At 66.3% G+C, this 13,973-nt stretch carries 14 protein-coding genes; 8 read left to right on the top strand and 6 right to left on the bottom strand.

What is annotated here, in order from left to right:
* Positions 1–11: 11 nt before the first annotated feature.
* From crcB to SY26_RS08665, 8 genes are all read left to right on the top strand, one after another.
* Positions 12–371, top strand: a complete 360-nt coding sequence (gene crcB / locus SY26_RS08630) for a fluoride efflux transporter CrcB (protein ID WP_046000107.1) — start codon at positions 12–14, stop codon at positions 369–371.
* The gene (locus SY26_RS08635) at positions 368–1,423 is read left to right on the top strand and encodes an RluA family pseudouridine synthase (RefSeq protein ID WP_046000108.1); all 1,056 of its coding nucleotides are present in this window, start codon (positions 368–370) and stop codon (positions 1,421–1,423) included. Before crcB ends, SY26_RS08635 begins: the two co-directional genes overlap by 4 nt.
* A complete protein-coding gene (locus SY26_RS08640; RefSeq protein ID WP_046000109.1) occupies positions 1,420–2,076 on the top strand; it encodes an HAD-IA family hydrolase in 657 nt (218 codons plus the stop codon). Before SY26_RS08635 ends, SY26_RS08640 begins: the two co-directional genes overlap by 4 nt.
* Positions 2,073–2,786, top strand: a complete 714-nt coding sequence (locus SY26_RS08645) for an ATP12 family chaperone protein (RefSeq protein ID WP_045982140.1) — start codon at positions 2,073–2,075, stop codon at positions 2,784–2,786. Before SY26_RS08640 ends, SY26_RS08645 begins: the two co-directional genes overlap by 4 nt.
* A 169-nt stretch (positions 2,787–2,955) precedes the next feature.
* Positions 2,956–3,981: an amino acid ABC transporter substrate-binding protein gene (locus tag SY26_RS08650; RefSeq protein WP_045982139.1), complete on the top strand. Its 1,026-nt coding sequence runs from the start codon at positions 2,956–2,958 to the stop codon at positions 3,979–3,981.
* A gap of 120 nt (positions 3,982–4,101) precedes the next feature.
* A complete protein-coding gene (locus SY26_RS08655; protein ID WP_046000110.1) occupies positions 4,102–5,358 on the top strand; it encodes an amino acid ABC transporter permease in 1,257 nt (418 codons plus the stop codon).
* Between the two features lies 1 nt (position 5,359).
* Entirely contained in the window at positions 5,360–6,814 is a 1,455-nt protein-coding gene (locus tag SY26_RS08660; protein WP_046000111.1) for an amino acid ABC transporter permease, read from the top strand.
* A gap of 11 nt (positions 6,815–6,825) precedes the next feature.
* Positions 6,826–7,611, top strand: coding sequence for an amino acid ABC transporter ATP-binding protein (locus tag SY26_RS08665; RefSeq protein ID WP_045982136.1), 786 nt, complete (start codon positions 6,826–6,828; stop codon positions 7,609–7,611).
* A gap of 36 nt (positions 7,612–7,647) precedes the next feature.
* Here the strand turns inward: SY26_RS08665 and SY26_RS08670 are convergent, their stop codons facing one another.
* The 6 genes from SY26_RS08670 to SY26_RS08695 all read right to left on the bottom strand — a co-directional run bounded on the left by SY26_RS08670 (position 7,648) and on the right by SY26_RS08695 (position 13,935).
* Positions 7,648–8,166: a histidine phosphatase family protein gene (locus tag SY26_RS08670; protein WP_045982135.1), complete on the bottom strand. Its 519-nt coding sequence runs from the start codon at positions 8,164–8,166 to the stop codon at positions 7,648–7,650.
* 90 nt (positions 8,167–8,256) lie between these two features.
* Positions 8,257–9,156: an acetylglutamate kinase gene (gene argB, locus SY26_RS08675; RefSeq protein ID WP_045982134.1), complete on the bottom strand. Its 900-nt coding sequence runs from the start codon at positions 9,154–9,156 to the stop codon at positions 8,257–8,259.
* 63 nt (positions 9,157–9,219) lie between these two features.
* On the bottom strand, positions 9,220–9,870 hold the full coding sequence (gene yihA, locus SY26_RS08680) for a ribosome biogenesis GTP-binding protein YihA/YsxC (RefSeq protein WP_046000112.1): 651 nt from the start codon (positions 9,868–9,870) through the stop codon (positions 9,220–9,222).
* Positions 9,867–10,628 (bottom strand): MOSC domain-containing protein, encoded by a 762-nt coding sequence (locus tag SY26_RS08685; protein ID WP_046000113.1) that lies wholly within the window; start codon positions 10,626–10,628, stop codon positions 9,867–9,869. The genes yihA and SY26_RS08685 overlap by 4 nt, the downstream gene beginning before the upstream one ends.
* Positions 10,625–12,487, bottom strand: coding sequence for a membrane protein insertase YidC (yidC, locus tag SY26_RS08690; protein ID WP_046000114.1), 1,863 nt, complete (start codon positions 12,485–12,487; stop codon positions 10,625–10,627). Before yidC ends, SY26_RS08685 begins: the two co-directional genes overlap by 4 nt.
* Before the next feature lie 152 nt (positions 12,488–12,639).
* Positions 12,640–13,935, bottom strand: coding sequence for an EAL domain-containing protein (locus SY26_RS08695; RefSeq protein ID WP_052715200.1), 1,296 nt, complete (start codon positions 13,933–13,935; stop codon positions 12,640–12,642).
* Positions 13,936–13,973 lie beyond the last annotated feature (38 nt).

The following is a 13,973-nucleotide window of genomic DNA, read 5'->3' on the forward strand; positions in this document are numbered from 1 at the left end:
CAGACGCGCGCATGAACCCCTTTCTGCAAGTCGCCATTGGCGGGGCCCTCGGGGCGACCTGCCGCTATGCCATCTATCGCGTCATGCCGCTGGCATGGTCGGCGACGCTGCTGGTCAACGTGGCGGGCAGCTTTGCGATGGGTCTGCTGGCCGCATTGCTGGCGCACAGGCTGGGCAATGCCTGGGCGCCGTTCCTGCTGACCGGCGTGCTGGGGGGATTCACGACGTTTTCGGCCTTTTCGCTGGATGTGCTGACGTTGTGGGAACGGGGTCAGGGCGTCATGGCGCTGGCCTATGTGGGGCTTTCGGTCCTGCTGTCGCTGGCGGCCGTGATGGCCGGACTGGCCTTGGGACGGGGGATTTGGGCATGAGTGCCGTGCAGACCATCATTGTCGGCGAAGACGACGCAGAGATGCGGCTGGATCGTTGGCTGAAGAAGCGCTTTCCGCAGCTGTCGCAGGTGGCCATCGAGAAGATGTGCCGCAAGGGAGAGCTGCGCATCGACGGGGGGCGCGTCAAGGCCGCCACCCGCATCGCGCCGGGCCAGGAGGTCCGCGTGCCGCCGCTGCCCGAACCCGGCCCCGCGGCCGAACGGTCCGAACGCCCGCTTGGGCCGCGCGTGACCGACAGCGATGCCGAGATGATCCAGGCCGCCGTCCTGTGGAAGGACGAGCATATCATCGCGCTGAACAAGCCGCCGGGTCTGCCCAGCCAGGGCGGCAGCGGGCTGGGGGGGCGTCATGTCGACGGCCTGACCACCGCGCTGCTGTTCGGGTTCAAGGAGCGTCCCAAGCTGGTGCACCGGCTGGACAAGGACACGTCGGGCGTCCTGCTGTTGGCGCGGACCGACCGCGTGGCGCGGGCCCTGTCCGAGGCGTTCCGGTCGCGCACCACGCGCAAGATCTATTGGGCGGCGGTCGCGGGCGTGCCGCATCCGCGGATGGGCACGATCCGCTATGGCCTGGTCAAGGGCGGGCAGGGCCGGGGCGGCGACAACGAGAAGATGATCGCTGTCCACCCCCGCGACATCGACACGACCGAGGGCGCGAAACGTGCCACGACCGATTACGCCGTGCTGGACGCGCTGGCCACGCGGGCCAGCTGGTGCGCGCTGGTGCCGATCACGGGCCGCACCCATCAGCTGCGCGCGCATATGGCCGAACTGGGCCATCCCATCGTGGGCGACGGCAAGTACGGCGGATCGGGCCAGGAGAACCTGGGCGATGGCTGGGGTGCCCAGCTGGGCGGAGAGATCAGCAAGAAGCTGCACCTGCACGCGCGCTCGATCACCTTCGACCATCCGATCACCAAGAAACGCATGACCATCACCGCGCCCTTGCCCGACCATATGGGCAGGACCTGGAAATCCGTCGGCTGGCACGAGAACGACGTGCCCGACGATCCGTTTGCGGATGACGCATGAGGCTGGTCGTCTTTGACGTCGACGGCACGCTGGTCGACAGCCAGAACCACATCACCCACGCGATGGGCTTTGCCTTCGACCAGGTCGGCCTGACGCCGCTGCCGAAATCGCAGGTCCTGTCCATCGTCGGGCTGTCGCTGCCCGTGGCGGTCGCCCAGCTGGCGCCCGACGTTGATGCGGACATGCAGGCGCGGATCGTGGCGGGCTACAAGGAAAGCTTCATGCGCGCGCGGCTGGACAGTGCCGCGCCGCTGTATCCGGGCGCGATGGAATGCCTTGACCGGCTGGCCGACCGCGACGACCTGCTGCTGGCGGTGGCGACGGGCAAGTCGCGCCGGGGCCTGGATGCGATGATCGCGGCGCACGGTCTGCAGGGGCGGTTCCTCAGCCTGCAGACGGCGGACGGGCATCCCTCCAAGCCGCATCCCTCGATGCTGCACGCGGCCCTGGCCGAGACGGGGACCGAGGCCGGGCGCGCCGTCATGGTCGGCGATACCAGCTTTGACATGGAGATGGCGCGGGCGGCCGGGCTGGCCGGTTTCGGCGTCAGCTGGGGCTATCACCCCGCGCATGCGCTGCAGGATGCCGGGGCGATCCGGATCCTGGACGATTTCACCGGACTGACAACGGCCATCGAGGAGTGGGCGGCATGAGCGAATGGAAGGCGCGCAGGTTCTGGACCGATGCGGACCTGCGACCCGCGGATGGCGGGTTCGAGATCATGCTGGACAGCCGCGTCCTGCGGACGCCCGGCAAGCATGCGCTGGTCCTGCCGACCGAGGCGCTGGCCCGCGCCGTGGCCGACGAATGGCTGGCCCAGGGCGAGGTGATCGCGCCGCAGACCATGCCGCTGACCCGCGCCGTGAACTCTGCCGTCGAGAAGGTGGCCCCGCAATTCGATGCGGTCGCGGCCATGCTTGCCAATTATGGCGGCACCGATCTGCTGTCCTATCGGGCAACCGATCCGCAGTCGCTGATCGACCTGCAGGCGCGCGAATGGGATCCGCTGATCGACTGGTCTGCCCGGCATCTGGACGCGCCGCTGCGGGTCACGCAGGGGGTGATTCCCATCGATCAGGACCAGGGCGCGCTGGACCGCCTGCATGCGCGGGTACGCGCGCAGGACCAATGGGGGCTGACCGCGCTGCACGATCTGGTGACGATTCCAGGATCGCTGATCCTGGGCCTGGCGGTGATCGAGGGTCGCATCGACGGTGCCGAGGCGCACCGCCTGTCCCGCATCGACGAGGATTTCCAGGCCGAACGATGGGGCGCGGACGAAGAGGCGGCCGAGGCGGCCGAGGGCCGGCGCCTGTCCATACTTTCGGCAGAACGGCTGTGGAGCCTGTCCCGTCGGGGTTGAAAGCGCTTGCGCGACCGGACGGGGTTCTTGACGCGGCAACTTGTATCGGCACAATACCGCCTAATAGGACGGCAGCCGCTGTCGTGCTATGCCGACAAGGACCCCCCGAAGGGTCCGCATCAGCGTTCGCGGACCGATCGGCCGCGGGCGCTCCAACACAGAGGTAACTATGAAAAAATCGGTTTTCCTGGGGACGGCGGCCGCGGCGACCCTGCTGGCAGGCATGGGCATGGCCCAGGAGGGGTCGACGCTGGCCCAGGTCAAGGAGCGCGGCGAGCTGAACTGCGGCGTCAACACCGGCCTGGTCGGATTCGCGGCGCCCGACGCCAGTGGCAACTGGACGGGCTTTGACGTCGCGTTCTGCCGCGCGCTGGCTGCAGCCGTCCTGGGCGATCCCGCCAAGGTCAAGTTCGTGCCGACCACCGGCCAGACGCGCTTTACTGCGCTGTCGTCGGGCGAGGTGGACGTCCTGGCCCGCAACTCGACCTGGACCTATTCGCGCGACACCGACCTGAAGCTGGATTTCATCGGGGTGAACTATTACGACGGCCAGGGCTTCATGGTCCGGTCCGATCTGGGCGTGACCTCGGCCAAGGAACTGGACGGCGCGACGATCTGCATCCAGACCGGCACCACGACCGAGCTGAACCTGGCCGACTATTTCCGCGCCAACAACATGACCTATACGCCGGTCAACATCGACAGCAATGCCGAGGGCGAGCAGCAGTACATGGCCGGCGCCTGCGACGCCTATACCACCGACGCGTCGGGCCTTGCGGCCACCCGTGCGGCCTTTGCCGACCCGGAAACCCACATCATCCTGCCCGAGATCATCTCCAAGGAACCGCTTGGGCCGGCCGTGCGCCATGGCGACAGCAACTGGGGCGATATCGCCCGCTGGACCTTGAACGCGCTGATCGCAGCCGAGGAATACGGCGTGACCTCGCGCAACATCGAGGAGCTGGTCCGGTCGTCCGAGAACCCCGAAGTCCAGCGCCTTCTGGGCACCACGGACGAGCTGGGCGCGATGATGGGCCTGGACGCCGAATGGGCGCGTCGCGCCATCCTGGCGGGCGGCAACTATGGCGAGATCTTTGCCGCCAACATCGGCGAGCAGACCCCGATCGGCCTGGCCCGCGGCCTGAACGCGCAATGGACCCAGGGCGGCCTGCTCTACGCACCGCCGTTCCGCTGATCGGCTGACACGACCGGGGGTCGGACCCATGACGGGCCCGGCCCCGACCCTCCATCAACGATAATCCTGCCCAAGTGAAAAACGGCGCAAAGCCGATGGCAGGCGACAGGGGTAAGAAAGATGACGGACATCCGGGCAACGGCGACGCCGCCGTTCCGGCTGAGCATGCTGGTCAACGACCAGCGGTATCGGTCCCTGACATTTCAGGTCATCGTGTTCATTCTGGTCATGGCCGCCGCCTGGTGGCTGGTCGACAACACGATCCGCAACCTGGCCCTGATGGGCAAAAGCTTCGATTTCGGGTTCCTGTTCCAGCGCGCGGGCTATGACATCCCGCAGACGCCGATCCCCTATACCGCCGACGATTCGCACCTGCGCGCATCGGTCGTGGGCCTGCTGAACACGCTGATCGTGGCGGTGCTGGGCTGCATCGCGGCGACGGTCCTGGGCGTGATCGTGGGCGTGGCGCGGCTGTCCAAGAACTGGCTGTTCGCCCGGCTGATGACCGTCTTCGTTGAGATCTTCCGCAACATGCCGCTGCTGCTGTGGATCCTGATCGTCTATGCGATCTTCACCGAGATCCTGCCGCCGCCCAACGCCTTCCGGGGCGAGGCCGCGACATCGGGGATGATCCTCTTTGACCACGTAGCGCTGACCAATCGCTATACCGCGCTGCCCACGCTGGCGATGACGAACGATCCGGGCAGCCTGGACCTGGGCGCGCGCATCACCTTCAACTGGGCCACTATCGCCTTTGTCGTGGTGCTGGTCGGGGGGTGGTTCGCACGCCGCATGATCGCGTCCTGGGCGCAGGACGTGCAGGACCGCACCGGCAGCCGGCCCACCACCTGGTGGATGTCGCTGGCGGTGATGATCGTGCCGTCGCTGCTGCTGATCTGGTATTTCGGCCTGCATCTGGAGCCGCCCACGCTGCAGGGCTTCAACTTCACCGGTGGGCTGAACGTGTCGAACTCGCTGGTCGCGCTGTGGCTGGCGCTGACGCTGTACACCGCCGCCTTCATCGCCGAGATCGTGCGCGCCGGCATCCTAGCCGTCAGCCGCGGCCAGTCCGAGGCGGCATTCGCCCTGGGCCTGCGCCCGAACCGCACCATGAGCCTGGTGATCCTGCCGCAGGCGCTGCGCGTGATCATTCCGCCGCTGATCTCTCAGTACCTGAACCTGACCAAGAACAGTTCGCTGGCGATTGCCGTGGGCTACATGGACCTGCGTGGCACACTGGGGGGGACGACGCTGAACCAGACCGGCCGCGAGCTGGAGGCCATCGTGCTGATGATGCTGACCTATCTGGTCCTCAGCCTGATCATTTCCGCGGGGATGAACGTCTTCAACGCCCGCGTCAAACTGAAGGAGCGGTGAGATGAGCGACACCCACGCCCAGACCGTGCCCTTCGTGCGGGATACCATGCTGCCCTCGGCCACGCCGCCGGTCCGTGAATCGGGGGCGATCCGCTGGCTGCGGACGAACCTCTTCTCGGGGCCGGTCAACACGCTGCTGACCCTTCTGGGGGCGCTGATCATCTGGTTCCTGGTCTCGACCTTCTGGGACTGGTTCGCCCATTCGGTCTGGAACGCCTCCAGCCTGAACGAATGCCGCGCGATCATCGCGGCCACCTGGGGCGAGGGCGCCCGCGGCGCCTGTTTCGCGGTGATCCGCGAACGCTGGAACCAGTACGTCTTCGGCTTCTATCCGGTCGAGCTGTACTGGCGGCCCACGATGACCTTCGGCCTGCTGATGGTCGCGCTGGCGCCGGTGCTGTTCTCGGCCTCGCTGTCGATCCGCCGCGTGGTGCTGGGCATCACCGCCGTCGTCACGCTGTGGGCGATGGTCGTGCTGGGCGCACCGGCGGGCTGGCTGATCTTTGCGGCCGTGGTGCTTGTCGCGGGACTGGTCGCATCAGAGCGCAACATCAGCTGGATGCTGCCCTTCTCGCTGGTCTATCCGCTGCTGGGCGTATGGTTCCTGTGGGGCGGCACGCTGTGGGGGCCGATCTTCGTGCTGGTCGGGCCGCTGCTGGGCTGGCTTGCCTGGCGGGCGCTGTCGCGCGTCTCTCCGATGCTGGCGACGGTCGTGGCGATCCTGGTGACGGTATTGTTCTGGCTGGTGCTGGCAGGCGACGCGGCCCGCGATGCCGAGGGGCTGCTGCCGCTGTCGATCGACGCGGTGCGGTCGGACCGTTTTGGCGGCTTCCTGCTGTCGCTGACCATCGGCGTGGCGGGCATCGCGCTGTCACTGCCCCTGGGCATCGTTCTGGCGCTGGCGCGTCAGTCGGACATGTTCCTGATCAAGTCGCTGGCGGTGATCTTCATCGAGTTCATCCGCGGCGTGCCACTGATCACGCTGCTGTTCGTGGCCTCGCTGCTGCTGAACTACTTCCTGCCCCCGGGCACCAATTTCGACATCATCCTGCGCGTCATCATCATGGTGACGATCTTCGCGGCCGCCTACATGGCCGAGGTGATCCGCGGCGGTCTGGCCGCGCTGCCCAAGGGGCAGTACGAGGCCGCCGATGCCCTGGGCCTGGACTACTGGAAGGCGCAGCGCCTGATCGTGCTGCCGCAGGCGCTGAAAATCTCGATCCCGGGGATCGTGTCGACCTTCATCGGCATGTTCAAGGACACGACGCTGGTGACCTTCGTGGGGCTCTATGATCCGCTGAAATCCATGTCGGACGCGGTGCGCGCCAATGTCGAATGGAAGGGCATCTACTGGGAGCCGTTCATCTTCGTCGGCGCCATCTTCTTTCTCATCTGCTTCGGCATGTCGCGATACTCGATGTATCTGGAACGCCGCCTGCAACGCGACCACAGGTAAGGACCCTGGTTATGGAACACATCGAACGCCGCATTGACCGCAGCCAGATGACCGTCAGCGACGAGGTCGCCATCGACATCCGCAACATGAACAAGTGGTACGGCACGTTCCACGTCCTGCGCGATATTGACCTGACCGTGCACAAGGGGGAACGGATCGTCATTGCCGGTCCGTCGGGGTCGGGGAAATCGACCCTGATCCGCTGCATCAACCGGCTGGAGGAGCATCAGGCGGGCCATATCGTCGTCGACGGGGTCGAACTGACCAGCGACATCAAGAACATCGACAAGGTCCGTTCCGAAGTCGGCATGGTTTTTCAGCACTTCAACCTGTTTCCGCACCTGACCGTGCTGGAGAACTGCACCCTGGCGCCCATCTGGGTGCGCAAGGTGCCGCGCAAGCAGGCCGAGGCGACCGCGATGCGGTTCCTGGAAAAGGTCAAGATCCCCGAACAGGCCGGGAAATATCCGGGCCAGTTGTCGGGCGGCCAGCAGCAGCGCGTGGCCATCGCCCGGTCGCTGTGCATGCAGCCCAAGATCATGCTGTTCGACGAGCCGACCAGCGCCCTGGACCCCGAGATGATCAAGGAGGTCCTGGACACCATGATCGAGCTGGCCGAGGAGGGGATGACCATGATCTGCGTCACCCACGAAATGGGCTTTGCGCAGGCCGTGGCGAACCGGGTGATCTTCATGGATCAGGGTCAGATCGTCGAGCAGAACAATCCCACCGACTTCTTCAACAACCCGAAATCCGAGCGGACCAAGCTGTTTCTCAGCCAGATCCTGGGTCACTGATGTCCGGCGGGGGCGCGGCGCCCCCGCCGGACATCCTCAGATGCGCCCGTCCAAGCGCACGAAATCCATCACGCTGCCCTGACCCTTCTGCAGGTCGGCCCAGCTGTCGATCTGGAAATCCACCACCAGCGTTGCGCCGGTCGGATAGCGGCGGAAATCCGGGTCCATCGGCAGGCGCGCGGGCAGCATCGATGCGAATTCCGAAATGCCCGGGTTGTGGCCCAGCATCATCACCGTCGGCATCGTCGCCGTCTTCAGCACCGCCATCATCTTTTCCGCGCCCGCCTGATACAGGCCCGGCTCGATCCGCATCAGCGGCCGTACCTCGAGGGGGGCACCGGCGATGACGGCCCAGGTTTCCTGCGTGCGGGCCGAGGACGAACACAGGACCTCCTCAGGTTCATACCCGCGGCTGGCCAGCCAGTCGCCCAAGGCGCGCGCGGACCGGCGACCGCGGTCGTTCAGCGGCCGGTCGTGATCGTCCAAGGTGGGATCGTCCCAGGCCGATTTCGCATGACGCGTCAGGATCAGGCGTCTGTGTCCAAGTGGGGTCATGAAAATGCTGCCTCTTTGTGCCATGCTGTCGGTTTCGGCAGCCTGCCACAGGCGCTGGCGAAGGGGCAAGCGCCCTTCGCCATGCCTCGATCACAGGCTGCTGGCGACCTGACGCAGGCCGCGCGGGGTCACGCGCGGTTCGGTGGTCCGGATCAGCGATCCGGCGCCGTGTTCGGTGAACAGCTCCAGCAGGCAGGCGTTGGGCACGCGTCCGTCCAGGATCACCACCGCACGCACCCCGTCGTCCAACGCCTTCAGCGCGGTCTCGGTCTTAGGGATCATGCCGCCGGCGATCTGGCCGTCGGCGATCATCGCGCGGACCTGGTCGGGATGCAGCTGCGTGACCACCTGGCCGGTCGCGTCCTTGACGCCCGCGACATCGGTCAAAAGCAGCAGGCGGTCGGCCTTGAGCGCGCCGGCGATGGCCCCCGCCGCGGTGTCGCCGTTGACGTTGAAGGTCTCGTTATCCTCCATGCCGGTGGCGACGGGGGCGATGACCGGGATCATCCCGGCGGTATACAGGTCGCGAATGATCTGGACGTTCATCTCGACCGGGCGACCGACGAAACCCAGTTCCGGGTCGTCGGCCTCGCACACCATCATGTCGTCGTCCTTGCCCGAGATGCCGACCGCGCGGCCCCCTGCGTCGTTGATCGCCTGGACGATGCGCTTGTTGACCAGGCCGGACAGCACCATCTCGACCACCTCGACGGTCTCCTTGGTGGTGACGCGCTTGCCGCGGACAAAGCGGCTCTCGATGCCAAGGCGACCCAGCAGATCGTTGATCATCGGCCCGCCACCATGGCAGACGACCGGGTTCATGCCGACCTGCTTCATCAGCACGACGTCGCGGGCGAATTCGGCCATCGCCTCGTCGTCGCCCATGGCGTTTCCGCCGAACTTGACCACGACGACCGCCCCGGAATAGCGCTGCAGATAGGGCAGGGCTTCGGATAGGGTGCGTGCGGTGGCGATCCAGTCACGGTTCATGTTCTGTGTTCTCATCCTTGGGGCCCCGATCTGACGGGGCGGACCCTAGGACGCATGCGCCGATCAGTCCAGCCCGGCGATGATCGCGCGCAGCGTGGCGATGCCCTGGTTCTTTTCGGAGCTGGTGACGACCAGTTCCGGATAGGCGGCAGGGTGTTTCTGCAACGCCTCGCGCACCTGATCCAGGATCGGGGCCAGGGCGTTCGGGCCCAGCTTGTCGGTCTTGGTCATCACCACCTGGAACGGCACCGCGGACCGGTCCAGCAGGGTCATGATCTCGTGGTCGACATCCTTCACGCCATGGCGCGAATCGATCAGGCAGAACGCGCGGCGCAGGGTCTGACGCCCGGCCAGGTAGGATTTCAGCAGCGCCTGCCATTTCGCGACGACGGCGACGGGGGCCTTGGCAAAGCCATAGCCCGGAAGGTCGACCAGATAGGAGTGCTCGCCCAGGGCGAAGTAGTTGATCTCTTGCGTGCGGCCCGGCGTGTTCGACGCGCGGGCCAGCCCCTTGCGGCCGGTCAGCGCGTTGATCAGGCTGGACTTGCCTACGTTCGATCGGCCCGCAAAGCAGACTTCGGGGCGGTTCGGTGGCGGCAGGCCGTCCATGTGGACGACGCCCTTGACGAAATCGACCGGCCCCGCGAACAGCAGGCGAGCCTGCTCTGCCTTGGAGGCTTCGGGATCGGGGGCGGTGGGAAAGGCGACTTTCATGCGTGGACCTGATCTTGCAGGCGGACCGGACCGCCGGTGACAACCTCGGCGAAGATGCCGAAATCGGTGTGGCCGTAAAGCCGGTCCAGCGTCTGGACCATGTCGATGTCGCGCGTCCCGCTGTCGGTATCCGCGCTGGTGGCGTCGCAGCGGCCGACATGGTCGGTAACCCGCAGTTCTGCCGCGCCGATGCGGATGGTGCGGCCGATCAGGTCGCGTTCCGCAAAGGGCGCCCAGCCATCGACCCACAGGTTGCCGCGCCACCGATGCGTGCCGAGGGCCTGGCCGCATTGGGCTTCCAGATGGGCCAGGCTGGACAGGGACAGGATGGACACAAGGGGCCGCTTCTGGTCGGTCCAGACGGCCGCACCATGCACCAGCCGGGTGGGGGCAGGGGCATCGGTCGGCCAAAGCGGGCGCAACCAGTCGATCAACTGCTGTCCCTGCGTGGCAGGGTCCAGCACCAGCGTGCCGGCCCGCGGGTGGGACAGGTGCAGCATGCCGTCCCGCCACCCGCCGACAATGGCCTGCAGATCGGCCGAGACGACGCCGCGCAGGAAGCAGGATTTGGGCAGCCAGCGATCCGGCTGCCCGTCGGTCTGGTGGGCCAAGGCGTGGCGTTCACCGGCCTCCGTCAGCACCGCCCATTCACGATCGCCGGGCAGGCGACGGCCGGCCTGCAGGGTGACCTGCTCCAGCCCCTCTCCGCCGACCGACTTGATCGGATGGCGGCGGATCAGGGCCAGATGCGCGGTCACTTTCCTGCGCCGGGCTTGTTGCCGGGACGCTTGCGCGTGGGCATCGACGACTTGATGTTGCCGAACAGGTCCGGACGGTGCCCGTGCATCGACATGATCGTGTACTGCTGCAGGATCGTGATCACGTTGTTGGTGATCCAGTACAGCACCAGACCCGAGGCGAAGCCGCCCAGCATGAACATGAAGATCCACGGCATCCAGGCAAAGATCATCTTCTGCGCGGCGTCCGTGGGGGCCGGGTTCAGACGCTGTTGCATCCACATGCTGATGCCCAGGGCGATCGCCAGCGCGGGCAGCGTGACCGAGTGCAGCAAGGTCCCCTGCGCCGGCACGCCGTAGGGCAGCAGGCCATAGAGGTTCAGCAGGCTGGACGGGTCGGGCGCGGACAGATCCTGGATCCAGCCGAACCACGGTGCATGGCGCAGTTCGATGGTGACGAAGATCACCTTGTAGAGCGAGAAGAAGATCGGGATCTGCAGCAGGATCGGCAGGCAGCCCGCGGCCGGATTCACCTTTTCCCGCTTGTAGAGCTCCATCACTTCCTTCTGGAACTTCATCCGGTCGTCGCCGGTGCGGTTCTTGATCTCCTCCATCTGCGGCTGCAGTTCCTTCATCTTCGCCATCGAGATGTAGGACTTGCGGGCCAGCGGGAAGACCAGCGTCTTCAGCACGAAGGTCAGCGCGATGATCGCCCAGCCCATGTTGCCGATGATGCCGTGCAGCCAGTGCAGCAGCTGGAAGATCGGCTTGGTCAGGAAGTAGAACCAGCCCCAGTCGATCGAATCCACGAAGCGCTGGATGCCGGGGGTCTCCTCATAGCCGCGGATGACCTCCCAGACCTTGGCGCCGGCGAACAAATAGCTGTCCGCACTCAGCTGGGTGCCGGGCTCCACGGTCTGCATCGGGAAGCGGGCCTCGGTCTGATAGATGTCGGCGCCGTCGGCGTATTTCACGACCGCGGTGAAGGCCTGGCCGGGCGCGGGGGCCAGCGAGGACATCCAGTACTTGTCGGTGAAACCGATCCAGCCGTTGCCGGTGACGTTATAGACCTCGGCCCGGCCTTCGCGGTCGATCGGGTCCAGTTCGGCGACGTCGTCGTATTTCATCTCGACCAGGGTGCCGTCGACCATGCCGACTACGCCCTCGTGCAGGATGAAGTTGTTCTGGGTGTCGGGGCGACCATGGCGCGCGATGATGCCGTAGGGCGCGGCCGAGAACGCGGCATCGCCGTTGTTCTGCAGGCTCTGGCCGACGGTGAACAGGTAGTTGTCGTCCAGCGCGAAGGTCCGGCGGAAGATCTGGCCCGCGCCGTTGTCCCATGCCAGCGTCACCGGCTGACCAGGGGACAGCGTCTCGCCCGATTCCAGCGTCCAGACGGTCGCGGGGTTCGGAACCAAGCTTGCATCCACGCCCGGACCGGGGGTCCAGCCATAGACGGCATAATAGGGTTTGTACTGGGCGCTGTCGACGGGGATGCTGTCATCGGCCGTCGCGCTGGACGGCGTCAGCAGCCGCACGTCCGGAGACCCCTCGTCGCGGGTTTCCTGATAGCGGGTCAGCAGAAGGTCGTCGATGCGACCGCCGGCCAGCGAGATGGACCCCGACAGCGCCGACGACTGGATCGCGACCCGGCCGGCGGGTTCTGCGGCATCCGGCTCGGCCGCCAGGTCGGCGGGGGCCGTCGTGGCCGCTTCCGTTCCAGGGGTGGCCAGCGGCTGGTCGCCCACAACCTGTTCCGTCAGCGGCTGCCCCGAGGGCTGGTCGGAGACGGGTTCGGGGGCGAAGACCGTATACCATACCAGGATCACCAGAAACGACAGGACCGTTGCCAGGATCAAATTGCGGTTGTTGTCTTCCATTCCGTCACCACCGTCATCGCGTCAGTCTGGGCGGTTCAACAGAACGCACCCCCAAAGGTCAAGCGGATTTGCCATTTGACGCAGGAATGCAAGGGAATTCGCCGAAACGCCCCCCGCGTGCGACCGCGGGGGGCGGGTCCATGGGGCGGGTGTCAGCCGCGCAGGCCGATCGTGGGAAGGCGCGCCGCGGCGTCCGCGTGGCTGGCCAGGAAGTCGAGGCTTTTCGTCAGCGGCATGGGCCGGGCGATGGCATAGCCCTGGACTTCGTCGCAGCCCATCTGCGCCAGGAACGCATATTCCTCGCGGGTTTCAACCCCTTCGGCCAGGGCCGCGATGCCCAACCGCTCGGCCAGGGCCAGGATCGCCAGGATCATCCGCTGCTGGCCGTTGTCGATGTCGCAGGCAGTGACGAAGCTGCGGTCGATCTTGATACGGTTGATCCCGAACTGTCGGATGGCGTCCAGGCTGGCATAGCCGGTGCCGAAATCGTCCAGGTCGATCTGGCAGCCGGCCTCGGCCAGCTTGCGCAGGTTCTCGCGGGTCTCTCCGCTGCTGGTGACGGGGCCGACGCTTTCTAGTACCTCGACCACCAGGCGGCGTGGAGAGATCTCGTGGCGATCCAGCTCCCACAGCAGGCAGTCGGCAAAACCGCGGTCCGACAGTTCGCAGTTCGAGATGTTGATCGACACGGTCGGCACGTCGAACCCGGCCTTGTCCCAGGTTTTCAGCGCGGCCATGGACTGCGCCAGCATGAACAGTGTCAGGGTGTTGTGATCGGCAGCCGACATGTGCGGCAGGAACACCCCCGGGGCGAGGATGCCGCGGGTCGGGTGGTTCCAGCGGGCCAGCGCCTCGAACCCGGTGATCTGGCCGGAATTGCAGCACACCTGCGGCTGGAACCATGCCTCCATCTGCGCCGCGACCACAGCGTCGCTGACGGTCGCGATAAGGCCCGGCCCGGACAGCGCAGGGTCGTAGGGATAGAGACGCAGCTGGCCCAGGGCGCAATCCTCGACCAGGTTCATGCGCTGGCGGGCATTGTCGACCAGCGCGGTGATCGAGGGCAGGTCGGGGGTCGTGGCGTGGATCAGAACGCCGGTCATCACCGGGGTGACCTGCTGGCCCGACAGGGCGACGGGCGTCTGTCCCTGCTGGTGCAGCCTGCGCGCGACCTGCAGCGCGTCGCGGTCGGTCCGGTCGCGCAGCACGAAGGCAAACAGGCCCGGCGCCAGCACCTGCACCGGATCATAGGGACGCACCGCGCCACCCAGGGTCATCGACAGCTGCACCATCAGGTGCCCCATCGCGGCCTTGTCCAGGATGTTGCCCAGGGCTTCGGTGTTCTCCAGCCGCATCAGCAGCAGGCTGCGGGACAGGTCCTGACCCCGCTTGGCGCCGCCAAGCAGCCTGCGGAGGGGCGAGAACAAGCGGTTCGCATTCTTTGACATACCGGACCTTTCACGGAATCACCGGGGTCAGGAATAGA

It is taken from the genome of Paracoccus sp. 228 (genome assembly GCF_000967825.1).
Taxonomy (GTDB): Bacteria; Pseudomonadota; Alphaproteobacteria; order Rhodobacterales; family Rhodobacteraceae; genus Paracoccus; species Paracoccus marcusii.

Bases quoted from the DNA above. Each gene is read 5' to 3' on its own strand.
- crcB (WP_046000107.1), top strand. From the start codon at position 12: ATGAACCCCTTTCTGCAAGTCGCCATTGGCGGGGCCCTCGGGGCGACC.
- SY26_RS08695 (WP_052715200.1), bottom strand. From the start codon at position 13,935: ATGTCAAAGAATGCGAACCGCTTGTTCTCGCCCCTCCGCAGGCTGCTT.
- SY26_RS08650 (WP_045982139.1), top strand. From the start codon at position 2,956: ATGAAAAAATCGGTTTTCCTGGGGACGGCGGCCGCGGCGACCCTGCTG.
- SY26_RS08635 (WP_046000108.1), top strand. From the start codon at position 368: ATGAGTGCCGTGCAGACCATCATTGTCGGCGAAGACGACGCAGAGATG.
- SY26_RS08655 (WP_046000110.1), top strand. From the start codon at position 4,102: ATGACGGACATCCGGGCAACGGCGACGCCGCCGTTCCGGCTGAGCATG.
- SY26_RS08670 (WP_045982135.1), bottom strand. From the start codon at position 8,166: ATGACCCCACTTGGACACAGACGCCTGATCCTGACGCGTCATGCGAAA.
- SY26_RS08660 (WP_046000111.1), top strand. From the start codon at position 5,360: ATGAGCGACACCCACGCCCAGACCGTGCCCTTCGTGCGGGATACCATG.
- SY26_RS08645 (WP_045982140.1), top strand. From the start codon at position 2,073: ATGAGCGAATGGAAGGCGCGCAGGTTCTGGACCGATGCGGACCTGCGA.
- yidC (WP_046000114.1), bottom strand. From the start codon at position 12,487: ATGGAAGACAACAACCGCAATTTGATCCTGGCAACGGTCCTGTCGTTT.
- SY26_RS08640 (WP_046000109.1), top strand. From the start codon at position 1,420: ATGAGGCTGGTCGTCTTTGACGTCGACGGCACGCTGGTCGACAGCCAG.
- yihA (WP_046000112.1), bottom strand. From the start codon at position 9,870: ATGAAAGTCGCCTTTCCCACCGCCCCCGATCCCGAAGCCTCCAAGGCA.
- SY26_RS08665 (WP_045982136.1), top strand. From the start codon at position 6,826: ATGGAACACATCGAACGCCGCATTGACCGCAGCCAGATGACCGTCAGC.
- argB (WP_045982134.1), bottom strand. From the start codon at position 9,156: ATGAACCGTGACTGGATCGCCACCGCACGCACCCTATCCGAAGCCCTG.